The sequence below is a fragment of the Pseudoalteromonas piscicida genome (assembly GCF_002744175.1).
Classification (GTDB): domain Bacteria; phylum Pseudomonadota; class Gammaproteobacteria; order Enterobacterales; family Alteromonadaceae; genus Pseudoalteromonas; species Pseudoalteromonas piscicida_B.
This window is the reverse complement of sequence record NZ_NKHF01000030.1, coordinates 1-13,317: the sequence shown is the minus strand read 5'-3', so window position 1 is coordinate 13,317 and position 13,317 is coordinate 1. Positions and strand designations below refer to the sequence as shown.

Sequence of the window (13,317 nt, the reverse complement as noted above, 5' to 3'; positions counted from 1 at the left end):
GTGTCGTTTACTCGCTACACCTTGCCACCTTATAAATCAAAGTGGCTATGGATCCCATTACCGTGCAGCAACTCATATTTTTCTAGCAAACCTTTGTCGAGGGTGACTAAGCTGATCGCTGAATCAGAAACAAGATAGCCATGTTCTTTCAACGATGAAGGATGTTTGCTTACCGACAGTTGCCAGCGTTTAGTAAACAAGTTCAACGGACTATACTTAGCATATAAAATGCTATCCATCTTATCTAAGATATTGATAAGTGGTTTTGGGAATTCATTTTTTATCCCCGAAGCCGTAAGCTGCCAAATACGATTATCATGTCGTCCGAAGCGCGCCTGCACAGAAAAACAGAATGAGTAATGGACATCACCAGACAAAATAATGGTTTCTTTTGGGGTATCTGGGCGCTTAAAAATCTCTATCAGCTTTTTTGCTGAACCTTCATGCGCCATCCAGTTTTCCACATCTACCATCAAGGGCTCACCGCATGCGTTAAATATTGCTTGAATTGTCTCAATCGCTTTTACGCCAAATACGGGCGCAGGACTTACAATCAACACTGCACTGTGGTCAATTAAGGTGTCTTGCAGCTCCATCAGCATTTCCCAATCAAGCAAGCCACTCGGTTCATTGAAATTTTGCTCGTTGCGCCAACGATGAGTACGGGTATCTAGCACCACCACTTTAGGAAATGTATCTAAACAATAGTGCCAATGGCTAAAACGGCGAACTTGTTTATCAAACGCTGCAAATTGCCATTCATTTTCGACTAGGCTGCTTTTAAACCCTTGGATTAAGTCTTTGCTGTATTCGAACGCATCATTCCCGATCCCCTGAAACAACCAGTAACTGATCACGCCGTTACTAATGATACGACGACTGACCTTATGATTTGCAATTGCCTGCTCCCATTTGGCAGTTAAATTCCAGTCATCGGTTACGTCATGATCGTCAAACATCATCAGAACAGGTACGTTAGCACATAAGCGTTCGGCACTTGGTAGCGAATTGATAAAGCCTTTTATTGCAGCCAGCTCCGTGTCAAAAATGCCTCTAAGCTTATCATTGCCACCGACATAATGGAGCGCCTCAAAATCTACCAATTGCCAAGCAACATGAGAGAAGTTGAGCAAATAACATGCTATAAATTCTTCAAAGAAAATCAGGTGATTAAAAGCTTTTACACTAGAAAAATGTGGCTCATCTTTGCGAAACCAGTAGCCTGGTGAAAACTTGGATCGCGTCTGCCATGGAGTTTTGGGCAAATATAAGTGGCGTTGATACAGTTGCGCTTGGTCGTCGCTTGGCAGCGTTAAGGGGAGTTTAGACTCTTTAAACAGTCCTAGCCTTGCTATCAGCTGGTGAATAGCCAAAAGCATGGCGCCAGCAACATCATCTGCGTATATCTGGTCGCCCGAAAAAATACATAAATCAGCGCCTAGCTCTCCTAGCTCCCGCTGTTGCTCCTGCCATTGGTCTGCGGTATGTAAGCTATCTTTAGAATGGTGATGCGGATTGCGGCATGAGCCATGTAAAATCTGATTCAATTTATCAGGGATAGCAAAGCTCAGCTGCTCACCATATAACAGATGCTCGGGTTGATACACATCACCATCGATGCGTATTTGATATTCCAGTAATGTTGCTGTTGGCAGTCTATCTTCCGTGTGCACGATGAGGGAATGCAAAAAGCAAGAGGTTCCCAACTGAAAAGTCTCAATCTCACAGCGGCTTTCATACCCTAGCAAGATAGCTTCAGCCTCCACCGCTTGACAGGTGACTATTTGGAAGCAAACTTTGTTTTGTTCAGCCCGCCGCACTAGCGGGCCCATCAACACCTGAGGTAGCAGCTTAAGTTGTGCGGCCATCTTGGCGTTTCACCAAATTAAACAAAGAGTAAAAGTTATTCGTGGTTTGCTCTGCCAACGCTTTGTAGCTTATCCCTTTTAAGTCGGCAATATAGTAGGCGACATCTTGCACATAGGCTGGTTGGTTGGTTTTTCCGCGATGTGGCACTGGCGCGAGATAAGGAGAGTCGGTTTCAATTAGCAGCCTATCCATTGGAATTTGTTTAACGACTTCTTGTAGTGCTGTGGCATTTTTAAACGTTACGATCCCCGAGATTGAAATATAAAAACCAAGGTCCAGCGCCTGCTTTGCCATTGCCCAATCTTCAGTAAAGCAATGTAATACCCCACCACAATCTTGTGCATTGTGGGCACGCATTATATCAATCGTATCGGCTTTGGCATCTCGAGTGTGGATGATCAAGGGTTTTTGCAACTGATTCGCAACGTCAATATGACCTGCAAAGCTTTCTTGCTGCACTTGATGTGTATCTTTTGAGTAATAATAATCAAGACCGGTTTCGCCAATTGCAACCACTTTGTCATGGTTTGCCAGCTGGATTAGCCTATCTGCATCAAGCTTATCTTTTTGATCAAGTGGGTGTACACCGCAAGAAGCAGACACATCCTCATACTGGCTAATCTTTTCCAGCATTGACGGGAACTGTTCTAGCGTTACGCTAACACACAGAAAATGTTCAACTTGTTTTGCCCTTGCATTGGCAAGTACGTCATCTAGGCTTAAGCCTAGCTTATCGAAATCGAGTCTATCTAAATGACAGTGAGAGTCTACAATCATACTGGCTCTACATGGTGTAAGTGGGCTTATCTGAGTGCAAAGTGGCACCCAGCAATTTATTAATTTTGTCGTTCAGTGCTGGCGCGTCCACAAAGGCAACCCCAACACCTGGAGGGTTCGAGTTTTGTGCACCCTGTGGCGTCAACCAGGCAACGACTACGTCTACTTCATCGGCTTCTAACGCATCTGGTAATGTTACTCTAAGCTTCAGCTCTTGCCCCATATCAAAATGTGCGTTGGACTTGATGAATATACCACCTGATTTAAGGAATGGCATATAACAACGATAAAGCTCATCTAAATCCTCAAAGTCCGCAAGTAACTCTTGCATGTACCACCTCTTTATAGCTGTTTTTGCAGGGCGAAAAGTAGATTTGAAATACTCAAATTTTGATTTAACCCTAACACATTTTTTTGTTCGTACATAAAATGGTGCACTAGGTTTACCAAGCCTTGATACTGTGTGAAGCTTAATCCTTCACCTTGTAACATGGCTTTTTTTAAGCGGTTTAAAATAAACCGTGCAAACACATCACTCAGTGTACCTTGTTTTAGTAGGATTTTTTCAACTTCTTGCGCACTTTCAGCTGTAAGCTGGTTGGCTGCATGGTAAAGGGCTGTAACATCGCCGATGGCGCCCTCTTGCTGCCAATGTTCAATGATAAACGGTTGTAATGAGAACTCCTCAAACCAAGGAAAATCACAGCTAATATTCCTTGTTGCAAGCCAACTGGCAGCCTCGGCACTATTTGGAGAATGTATTGTCACTTTGTTACAACGGCTCAAGATTGTCGCTGGTAATTGACTATCATCGTCACTCGTGACAATCAAATACCGATTGGCATTTGGCTCTTCCAAGGTTTTTAACAGTGCATTGGCGGCCGAGTGAGTCATTAAATGCGCTTGCTCAACCATTGCTACTTTATTGCCACCTTGCTGAGCTGAATGATTAAGAAAATGAGTAATATCTCTGATCTCATCAACCCCAATTGACTTGCCATCAGGCGTAACCGCCAATCTATCTGGGTGGTTACCCGCTAAGTTAAGATTACATGACTTACATTGGCCACACGCCTTTAACCCCTGAGTCGCGCTGCACAGCAGGGCCATAACAAGATGGGATGCCAATGCTGATTTGCCAACCCCTTTTTTACCTGACAACAGCTGGGCATGATGTAAACGCCCATTTAGTTTGGCTTGAGTGAGGTGTTCTAGCGGTCCCTGATGCCAACTTGGAAGCATATTAGTCACTTACTCCCGCAGGAAAGTGCTTAGCTATCAAGCTGTCTAATAACGCGATACTTTGCTCGAGTACTTGTGCTTTAGTTTGACTTGCATCAATGACAGTGAATCGCTGTGGATCGTTTTCCGCCTGCACTAAATATCCTTCCCGTGCCCGTTGTAAAAACTGTTGTTTTTCATCCTCAAGCCTATCTAACCCTTCGCCCCGTGATTTTACACGCTTCAGACCTTCTTCAGGGTCTAAGTCGAGGATCAAGTTCATATCGGGTTTAAAATCTCCTAGTGCCAACTGGTTTATCGTCGTGATAGTTGCAAGATCTAAACCTCGAGCATAGTGCTGAAAACTAAATGTAGCTGCATCAAATCTATCCGATATCACCACTTTGCCTTGTTCTAGTGCAGGAACAATTTTTTCGCGCACGTGTTGCGCTCGCGCAGCACCAAACAGCATAAGTTCGGTCATATCTGTCATCTCGGGCGTGGTTGGATCTAAGATAATTTCACGAATTTTCTCCGATATGACTGTGCCTCCGGGCTCTCGCGTCATTACAACTTCGATACCGCGTTGTTTTAAATGTGCTTCTAAACCCGCAATCACCGTGGTTTTACCTGCACCATTGCTGCCGTCACAGACCAGCATAAACCCTTTTCTCATAACAAGGTTGTACTCATCATTTTTATTTGTCTGCTATTTTATCCTGTTTTGTCAGAACGATCGAATCTGAATTGGCAGATATGGTTAGATAAGTACCATGATTTAGTTCAAAAACAAGAGATTTGAACTACAATAACAAGCACATCTGTTATGTTATTATAATATTCATCAAATGCGTTGCGCTTCAGAGCAGCTTCGGCTAGTGACGGAAGACCATATCTATGAAAGGTAAGTTTTTTTACTTTGCTTTATCGTTATCGCTGCTCATGGCGTTTTTAAGGCCCGTACAGGCAAACATGAACAAGCACCCGACCATTGATATTGCCGTTGGCCTTGAGAACTTTGATTTCCAACCGTTATTTGAGGAGTTCAGTGCCAAAACTGGCATCAAAGTGAACATTCTTGCCTTCAATAATAACCAGCTGAAAAGTGAACTACTTCTCTATGCAGATGCCCTTCAATTACCTGATGCAGTTATTATTCCCAGTGACTACATGGGGTTATCTGAACTGCAGTTTTCTGTAGTGCCGCCGTCTTGGTTAAGTAACAAGCTAGCTCCAAAAGTAGTAGAAAACAGCAAAGTAAACGGCGAGCTAAAAGGCGTTCCCATCATGTTTGGGAATCATTTAATACAATATTATAACCGCACGCTCACACAACACCCCATTACCGATCTACAAAGTTATGTCCAGCAAACCCACTCCAATGAAGCCAAACTGGGCTGGAACTACTACGAGATGTATTGGTTTATTACGTTTGCAAATTCGCTTCAGCCCAATATTATCGCGTCAGGCGAACCGCAATTAGATACTCGAGCAATGCGCTTAGCACTGTCAAATTATCAAGTCCTATTAAACAGTACTGCCATCGATGCAGATTGTGCCTATCAATGTTTAATGAACCGCTTCAAAACCGGTAAACTCACCTATTTTGTTAACGGTATTTGGGCTTACCGACAGCTCAAAGATAAGCTTGGGGATGACTTGGCTGTTGCGCCAATGCCTAATTGGGGTAATCACCGGCTCACATCCTTCGCGTCATCCCATGTGTTGTCTTTTCCTGCTAATGCCATTGAATCAAAGCAAGGTCCTTATTTAAAAAAGCTGGTTGACTTTATGCAAAGCCAAGCAATACAAGACAAACTTTGGGATGAGCTCAATGCGCTCCCGGCAAATGGTGATAGCCTGCAACAACTCACTGAGCGCGGTGATGAAAATTTAGCGACATTAATTGCGTCGCTACAAGCAACGTATCCGCAGCCCAACGAACCGATCATGGCTTATATTTGGGAGGCGATGTTAAAAGGACTTACTCGCTATCTAGGTGGTGTGTATAGTGTTGAAGAAACAACACAATACATGCAATTTATTGTCACAAAGTCAGGACAGAATGAAAACAAATCGCAGCATCGTTGATGAAATAAGAAAAAAAATAACCGCGCTATTTTCAATCTTCCTTATTATGTTGGTCGCGATGGTTGGGTTTTCGCTCGTCAAACAAAAATCAACATTAGAACAAGAAGACATAAAACGCACTAGTGAGAGCTTAGTTAGCGACTTTAAGGCACACATCAACGAGGTCATCTATCAAGTAGCACCACTAAGTGAGGATCACATTCTCTCTTCCCTTCCAAGTGATCTGTTGTTTACTCAATATGCTGTAAAAGCCCTAACTAACTTGGTCGATAACACGGCTATGGTGAAGTCAGCATTTATTAATGACGGTTCTGTCTTTACGGTAGAAGGCTATCCATTTTATACCTTAAAATGGAATAGTAGCGTGTTTAGCACACACGCCAATAAAATACTTTCACAACAGCGCCGAACATTAAAGATAGACAAACTGATTGTGCCGGTAGCCACCATAGAAGGCCAACCGTCTGACAGAGCAAAGCTATTTCTAGCCATACCACTTAGACAAAAGCTTTCTTCACTAATGCGCCCATATAAATATACCGGCGTGCTATATCTAGAAATCGATTTCAGCCCCTTCTTAGAGACACATCATCGAAAAGGTGCAATATGGTTCTCAAGTGATGGCCTAATACTCGAAACACCAAATATGCCACGTAGTGAAAACGGGAGCTACAAAAGTATAGTTTATTCTCCCAAAGATGATTTGATACCGCTCAATCTAAAATTACAGCGCGAAGCGCAGGTGTTTAGCTATGAAATAGTCAAAGCCGTCTTGTATATTGTTCTGATTGGGCTGGTGTTGGTTATTTTATTAACTTGGTATTTAAGAAGACTCGCTAAACGACTAACAACACCCATGCTAGCGCTTGAGCGTCACTGCGAACGACTGAAAAAAGGCCACTATGTGTCTGCTAAAAACGAATTTGAATTTAGAGAATTAAGAACATTGCAAGTGACACTTAATCAGCTCGCTAAACAAATAAAGGAGCAGATCAGCTCACTCGAAAATGAAAAAGTGAAAGCACAGAGCTCTGAGCGCGCAAAAAGCCATTTTCTAGCCAACATGAGCCATGAATTAAGAACCCCTCTCAATGGTATTTATGGTGTATTTCAACTAATGAAACACCACAGAAACGCAGCGGATTCCAAAGAGCTCATAATGCAAGGCATGACATCAACTGAAACGCTCTTGAGCCTACTTAACGATCTACTCGACTTTTCTAAGATTGAAGCCGGAGAGCTCAAAATGGAAGCCACAACGGTCGATATAAGAAGGATAGTTGCTGATGTAAAACAAGAGTTTACCCACACCGCTGGAGCGAAACAAATCGCCCTTATTGTAAACACAGATGACCTGGCTAGCCCCTATCGACGCGGAGATTCTTTACGTCTTAAGCAGGTCTTACGAAATCTTATTTCTAACGCGGTTAAATTTACCAGTGATGGTTCTGTAACCGTTGTGATCCAAGATGCCGGTAACCAACTATCCATCAATGTTATTGATACAGGCCCGGGCATTTCTGAAGCTGCACTAAAAAAACTGTTTAGTCGCTTCCAACAAGCTGACTCATCAACAACCAGAAAGTTTGGTGGTACAGGGCTTGGGCTTGCCATAGTAAAACAACTGGCGGAGTTGATGAATGGTAAGGTAACAGTATCAAGTAAAGAAGGCATAGGTAGCGAATTTAAAGTAGTTATTGAATTACCTGTTTGCGAAGCACCAGAACAACCAGATATTCAAGACCTTCATGCGATCCCACAGTTGCACGGAAAAACCCTACTGCTTGCTGAGGATAACCCGCTCAATCAAAAAATTTTTAGCGCAATGATTAAACCAACCGAGGCAACACTTGTCATAGCAAAAGATGGGGTAGAGGCAATGGAGCAATATGGTGAAATAAAGCCGGATATCTTCTTTGTTGACATTCAGATGCCTAGAAAAGATGGCCTCAAAGTGTGTGCTGAAGTCCGTGAATTAGATACACAAACGCCGCTTATTGCCGTAACTGCGAATGTGATGTCTGGTGACTTAGAGAATTATCAACGACTTGGTTTTAATAACTGCGTAGCAAAACCTATCGATATGAAAAAGCTTTATGAAGTGATCAACGTGATATGCCAATAGCGGGCAAATTTGCCCTACCTCATTTGTACATCTGTATTAAGATTACTCAAGACCTAAAATTAACAATTGAATAACATTGAAAGTATCATATAATCATGTGGTTATTATTTTGGGGTGTTAATTATTCACCTTGGGTAAACAAGACTAAGTGTATTATTTATACCAATCGATTTATGTAGGTGCTCTGTGTTGAAGCGGGATAGTTGCGTTAGTAGCACCGCTCTGGCGTCCTATTCTCGCTAAGGCTTCTATTCCCAGTAGGAAATTAAGTTTGCACACCCATAACTAGTATTGGAAGTGATCCCAATCAACATTAATACCTAATCAATTTTAGGGAGTAAATTTAATGCAGCTAATAGGGTACTTCGCCCTTCAAAATGATAGGAGAATTTATTCAATTGATATTCGTTAAGGCATGTTACGCAACTCAATGTGCAGACTACCCTCCAGCAAGTAGTTGATTTTAGAGAAACTAATTTCATAGGAGTCAAAAGGAATGACAACCATAGTTTATAATGCAAATAAAGCAGAAATAGCCTGTGATAGCAGAACCACCACAGACAAGCTCATAGTCACCGATAACGCCCAAAAGTGGTTTGACTATCATGGATGGCGGGTGTTTTGCACTGGGCAAACCTGCGATATCCACAACCTTCAACACAACTTTTCTACGGATCAGTTTGATACCATAGAAAATCTAGAGTTCATTAAGTATCACCCTGATAAAGGGGTATGGTATGGCTGTGTCAAAAAAGGAACGTGTAAATCCGAGCCGCTGCAACAATCGTATGCTATTGGTTCTGGCCAGCAAGCTGCGATGTTCGGATTGTTAAACGGATATGATACTGTTGAGATAGTTGAACAGGTGAAACGCTTAGACTTTAGAACGGGTGGTGATATTCACTGTTTTAATATCACCGCTCCGCTAACAGCTACCTAAGCCAGCAGGACATAGCGCTGGCTTTTATTGCAGTTAGATCACCGATAGCTCGACTGCGATATTACCACGGGTAGCATTTGAATATGGACAAACTTCGTGGGCCTTTTCGACTAGTGACTGCGCCGTTTCCTTGTCTAAGTCTCCAACCGACACAGCCAATTTAACCGCAATCCCGAAACCACCGTCGATTGGCCCAATAGAAACTTCAGAATTAATCTGTGTGTCTTGTGGTAACTTAACGTTTGCTTTGCCTGCCACCAATTTTAATGCACCAATAAAGCATGCCGCATAACCTGCTGCAAATAGCTGCTCAGGATTAGTCCCTTGTCCATCATCACCGCCTAAGCCCTTTGGCGTCGATAGTGCAACATCAAGACGGCCATCATCAGACTTCGCTATCCCCTCTCGGCCACCTGTTGCGGTTGCTTTGGCGGTATATGCAATACTTTGTAGCGTTTTCATTTCGTTCTCCTAAGTTTTTGCTTTTTGAGTATTTACACCCTAACGCAGCGAGACTTTACTCTCGATGAAGTAGTATCAACTCAACATTTACTTTGCACACAAAATAATAAGCGCAACTTTTTTGAATTGCAAATACTTTGCACACAAATTAAAATATAACTTTGCAACTTTGTGGGAATAAGTAGTGAACTACCCTCAGCTAAAGCTAGATGCCCAAATCTGTCATCGCCTTTATATGGCTTCAAATAGCATCGCCCGTGCGTATAGAGCATCTTTACAACAACTGGACCTGACTTATCCTCAATATGTAGTCATGATGGCGCTTTGGGAGAAAGATGAAATCAGCATTGCAGAATTACTAGAGAAAACTGCCATCGATGGCGGTGCTATGACACAAATCTTAAAGAAAATGACTGACAAAGCCCTGCTTTCAATCGTGAAAGACGAACAAGATAAACGCAAACGAGTGGTAAAACTACAACGTAAAGGGCAAGAGCTGCAGCATCAAGCTGCCACTATTCCTGAGCAGATCCGCTGTAAATTTCCGAGTATCGATGCGCAAAAAGCTCAAGCGCTTATTGAATTGCTAGATTCAATTAATGGTGATTTAGCTTTAAGTGAAGATCACTAGATAGTCACTGCAATGCTGCTTCTAAATGTGCCAAAAACGCAGATATCTTTTTGGCAAGATGTTTGCGCCCTGCGTAAAACGCGTAAAGCACAAGATCTTCTGGTTGCTGCTCCAAGCATACCGAGATCAGATCGCCAGACTCGATTTCGGCATTACATGAATCCAGCGGCAAGATGGCAAACCCAACTCCAGATAGCGCTGCAGACTTGGCCATAAAGCCACTATTGACCCTAAAGTTTGATTTTACATGCACCGTGGTTAACTTTCCCTCTTTGGTCTTAAATATCCAAGGCGTACCATTTACGGCTGTAAGCGTTGAAATACAAGGAAGGGTCTGAAGATCAGACAACCGATAAGGCTTATTTTGCTGCTCTAGCAAGCTAGGTGCTGCCACAACAACACTAGGTAATCGAGTTAATTCTTTTACTACCCAATTGCTATCCTCAAGCTTGCCACGATGAAAGTAGAGCACAACATCAAAGCCATCCAAGAGATTTTCTCTTGGGCTTAGGCTGGTATCGCAACTTATTGAGATTAATGGGTTCTCTGCACAAAAAGTGACTACAGCTTGCCCAAGTATGGGAATATCTGGCATTAATATACGCAAATGACCAATTGGGGTACAAGCATGTTTATTGACTTCTTGTAAAGCATCCGACAGCGACTCAGTTAATGGCTTAGTACTGCTATAAAGCTGCTCACCCGCCTCGGTCACTGAGATCCGCCTTGTGGTTCGCTCTAACAACCTTGCGTTAAGTTTTTCTTCAAGTAATGCGATATGACGACTTACGTTAGAAGTTGGGATACCCAGAAACTCAGCAGCTTGTTTAAAGCTTAAGCATTCATAAACACAGTGAAAGCTTTTAAGCCACTGATGGTCAATCTGATCAATCATCTTATTAGCCCAAATAGTGGGTTTATCAATTCAACAATAAGCACTTTATTACCTTATTAAGGCTAATACAATCAGAGATTCTTCAATTATATCAATTTAGGATGTCTATGTTTTCAACTTCAATGACTACCTTAGTAAGCCCAAAAGTTAAATTTGGACTGTGCTTCGTCATTCACTTTTTAATCGCGTTGGATGCCTTAATCATAGTGCCATTTAGTGCGCAGATGACGCTAAGCGCTGGGGCTAATGCTTCTAATTCAGGGCTACTCGTTTCAGCCTATGCAATTGCCGCCGCCTTAGTATGTTTGTGGGTGCGAGGCACAAACAACCTCTCTTTGGAGAAATACAAGCTCTTTACTTTACTCTTGGCAATCACATTCTTAACCCTACTGACTCCAACACTCGAAAGCTTTTACGCTCTGTTAGCCGTGCGTGCATTAACTGGCATTTGTGGTGGTGCGTTAGTTGTACTTAATCTCAACCTTGTCATTTTACTAAGCGATGAAGACCATAAAAAAAAGGATACTGCGATACTGTTAAGCGCATTTCCTTTAGCTTTAGCGGGTGGGATCCCTGCGCTATTGTTTATTACTACAAACCAAGGATGGCAGTTGGGTATGCTAGTATTAGGCTGTGGATTAGCTGTCGCATCAGTACTGTTTATGCTAATAATTAGCGCACTTACTCCCCATTGCCAAAACGCAAGCCTTCTCAATCAGCCTGAGTCACAGACAAGGCAGCCTTTCCAACTTACCAAAGTTCTACGATATGCTCTACTTATGACGTTTACGGTTGTGCTGAGCACATTTGCAATTTCAACTCAATTTCCTGTCATGCTAATCACCAACTTAAATATATCTAGCGCCTCACTTGGCACCTGCTACTTATTCGGAGGGGTTTGTTCATTTATTGCTATTCAACTATATGCAAGATGTAAGCTGAGCAGTCAGGCAACGGCATACCTTATTTATCTGCTCAGTACCTTAATGATACTAGCGGTCTTGATTGGTTTTAAGATGAGTTCAAATGATTTTTCAGCCGCATTTTTTACCCTATTTGTGGTTGCAAGTTCCTCCCGCTCGATGGTCTTAGTCACAGAACTTATCTCTTCGTTGCAGGCCCAATCTCGTAGCATTTTTATTAGTCTACAAAATGCCTTACAGCACTTTGCGATAGCGACTGGCGGCTCCATTGCAAGTCTGTTAGTCGTGCCCCACGAAAACCAAATGCTTAATTTTAACGCCTTAGTTGTTGCTGCAGTTATATTGATAACCATAACAGCTATTATGTGGAGAAACTTTCAAAAAGGTAGTGTTAGTCGCGATTTGACGACCAGTCGTTAGGTAAATGGGATGCGCTTGATAGGCTAATAGGTTATGGCGCTTCCCTATTTAGTCGCCCCTGAATATTGACGTTTTGATGCTTTGGCTAGCCGTACCAGTCCAGACTGAGCATTTGCTTTATCGACAGTTTTGTTATTGCACAGCGCTTTTTTGCCGCCAATAGCTGATATAAAATCCAGGCATGAAAGAGCCGCAGTTGGGCTAGGATTTTACGGCAGTTTTGGCCTATACCCGCAAGCACTGCATTCAGTTTGTCACCGAGCTTTCCTTTTAAGCGGTTAAGCCCTAAGAGACCGTCTTGTTTCATGTGCCCGATGACTGGCTCTATAGTGTCCACTTCCCCTCTAATGGCACACCTCTAAACTGGAGTTTTCCAACTTAGTGCGGTAAATCGCCGGAGGCAAGTTACCAATACTTTCGTGTGTTCTTTCTTCGTTGTAATCTAAACGCCAGTACCAAGCCATATCTCTCACTTGATTGAGGCTCTCAAACAAGTAAACATTTAAAAACTCCCTTCTAAATGAGCCGTTAAAACGCTCTATAAAAGCATTTTGTTGCGGCTTCCCTGGCTTGATATAGGCGAGTCTTATATCTCGTTCATGACACCAATCTGTTAGTTTATTGGAAATTAGTTCCGGGCCATTATCTACGCGAATTTGTACTGGTAAACCTCCACGCTCTGACTCTAACTGCTCTAATACACGAATAACTCGCGCAGCTCGGAGCGATGTATCCACTTCTATAGCCAAGCATTCTCGTGTTGCTTCATCAAACACATTTAAGGTTCTAAATCGTTTTCCACAATAGAGTGTGTCGTGTGTAAAATCCAGTGCCCATTGGTATTTCACCTCACTTTTAACCTCAAGTGGTTGCAGCTCCCGCCGCGGCAATTTACGCTTAGCTCTACGTCTTAAGTTCAAACCCATTAAGCAATACACGCGGTAAATACGCTTATGGTTAAAC

At 42.6% G+C, this 13,317-nt stretch carries 13 protein-coding genes and 1 pseudogene; 5 read left to right on the top strand and 9 right to left on the bottom strand.

All coding sequences use genetic code 11. The features are described from left to right. Nucleotides 1–29: 29 nt before the first annotated feature. From CEX98_RS07230 to tmk, 5 genes are read right to left on the bottom strand one after another with little or no spacing between them, the layout of a single operon-like run. The gene (locus CEX98_RS07230; RefSeq protein ID WP_099641429.1) at nucleotides 30–1,868 is read right to left on the bottom strand and encodes an alkaline phosphatase D family protein; all 1,839 of its coding nucleotides are present in this window, start codon (nucleotides 1,866–1,868) and stop codon (nucleotides 30–32) included. Then, nucleotides 1,852–2,646: a TatD family hydrolase gene (locus CEX98_RS07225; protein ID WP_099641428.1), complete on the bottom strand. Its 795-nt coding sequence runs from the start codon at nucleotides 2,644–2,646 to the stop codon at nucleotides 1,852–1,854. Before CEX98_RS07225 ends, CEX98_RS07230 begins: the two co-directional genes overlap by 17 nt. 7 nt (nucleotides 2,647–2,653) lie before the next feature. After that, nucleotides 2,654–2,977 carry a PilZ domain-containing protein gene (locus CEX98_RS07220; RefSeq protein WP_017217485.1) on the bottom strand — a complete coding sequence of 108 codons (324 nt, stop codon included), beginning with the start codon at nucleotides 2,975–2,977 and terminating at the stop codon, nucleotides 2,654–2,656. Nucleotides 2,978–2,988: 11 nt separating this feature from the next. After that, nucleotides 2,989–3,888: a DNA polymerase III subunit delta' gene (gene holB, locus CEX98_RS07215; RefSeq protein ID WP_242441656.1), complete on the bottom strand. Its 900-nt coding sequence runs from the start codon at nucleotides 3,886–3,888 to the stop codon at nucleotides 2,989–2,991. A 1-nt stretch (nucleotide 3,889) separates the two neighbouring features. Continuing rightward, a complete protein-coding gene (gene tmk / locus CEX98_RS07210) occupies nucleotides 3,890–4,543 on the bottom strand; it encodes a dTMP kinase (protein ID WP_099641426.1) in 654 nt (217 codons plus the stop codon). A gap of 221 nt (nucleotides 4,544–4,764) precedes the next feature. Here tmk and CEX98_RS07205 point away from each other — a divergent pair, with 221 nt between their 5' ends. The 3 genes from CEX98_RS07205 to CEX98_RS07195 all read left to right on the top strand — a co-directional run bounded on the left by CEX98_RS07205 (nucleotide 4,765) and on the right by CEX98_RS07195 (nucleotide 9,023). Next, on the top strand, nucleotides 4,765–5,958 hold the full coding sequence (locus CEX98_RS07205; protein WP_242441654.1) for a sugar ABC transporter substrate-binding protein: 1,194 nt from the start codon (nucleotides 4,765–4,767) through the stop codon (nucleotides 5,956–5,958). Then, nucleotides 5,933–8,083, top strand: a complete 2,151-nt coding sequence (locus CEX98_RS07200; RefSeq protein ID WP_099641425.1) for an ATP-binding protein — start codon at nucleotides 5,933–5,935, stop codon at nucleotides 8,081–8,083. Before CEX98_RS07205 ends, CEX98_RS07200 begins: the two co-directional genes overlap by 26 nt. A gap of 496 nt (nucleotides 8,084–8,579) precedes the next feature. Beyond that, nucleotides 8,580–9,023, top strand: a complete 444-nt coding sequence (locus tag CEX98_RS07195; protein ID WP_099641424.1) for a hypothetical protein — start codon at nucleotides 8,580–8,582, stop codon at nucleotides 9,021–9,023. Between the two features lie 33 nt (nucleotides 9,024–9,056). Here CEX98_RS07195 and CEX98_RS07190 read toward each other — a convergent pair whose 3' ends face one another. Then, nucleotides 9,057–9,485: an organic hydroperoxide resistance protein gene (locus CEX98_RS07190; RefSeq protein ID WP_099641423.1), complete on the bottom strand. Its 429-nt coding sequence runs from the start codon at nucleotides 9,483–9,485 to the stop codon at nucleotides 9,057–9,059. Nucleotides 9,486–9,669: 184 nt separating this feature from the next. On the opposite strand from CEX98_RS07190, the gene CEX98_RS07185 reads away from it, so the two are divergent. Then, nucleotides 9,670–10,116 carry a MarR family winged helix-turn-helix transcriptional regulator gene (locus tag CEX98_RS07185; protein ID WP_099641422.1) on the top strand — a complete coding sequence of 149 codons (447 nt, stop codon included), beginning with the start codon at nucleotides 9,670–9,672 and terminating at the stop codon, nucleotides 10,114–10,116. 4 nt (nucleotides 10,117–10,120) lie between these two features. On the opposite strand, the gene CEX98_RS07180 is transcribed toward CEX98_RS07185, so the two are convergent. Next, on the bottom strand, nucleotides 10,121–11,011 hold the full coding sequence (locus CEX98_RS07180) for a LysR family transcriptional regulator (protein WP_099641421.1): 891 nt from the start codon (nucleotides 11,009–11,011) through the stop codon (nucleotides 10,121–10,123). 107 nt (nucleotides 11,012–11,118) lie between these two features. On the opposite strand from CEX98_RS07180, the gene CEX98_RS07175 reads away from it, so the two are divergent. Next, the gene (locus CEX98_RS07175) at nucleotides 11,119–12,354 is read left to right on the top strand and encodes an MFS transporter (protein ID WP_099641420.1); all 1,236 of its coding nucleotides are present in this window, start codon (nucleotides 11,119–11,121) and stop codon (nucleotides 12,352–12,354) included. Nucleotides 12,355–12,439: 85 nt separating this feature from the next. Here CEX98_RS07175 and CEX98_RS07170 read toward each other — a convergent pair. Further along, nucleotides 12,440–12,688 (bottom strand): annotated as a pseudogene (locus CEX98_RS07170) (IS5-like element ISCca5 family transposase); the annotation flags it as partial. Nucleotides 12,689–12,698: 10 nt separating this feature from the next. Beyond that, nucleotides 12,699–13,317: integrase core domain-containing protein (locus CEX98_RS07165; RefSeq protein WP_143484329.1), on the bottom strand; the 619-nt coding region annotated here is incomplete at its 5' end.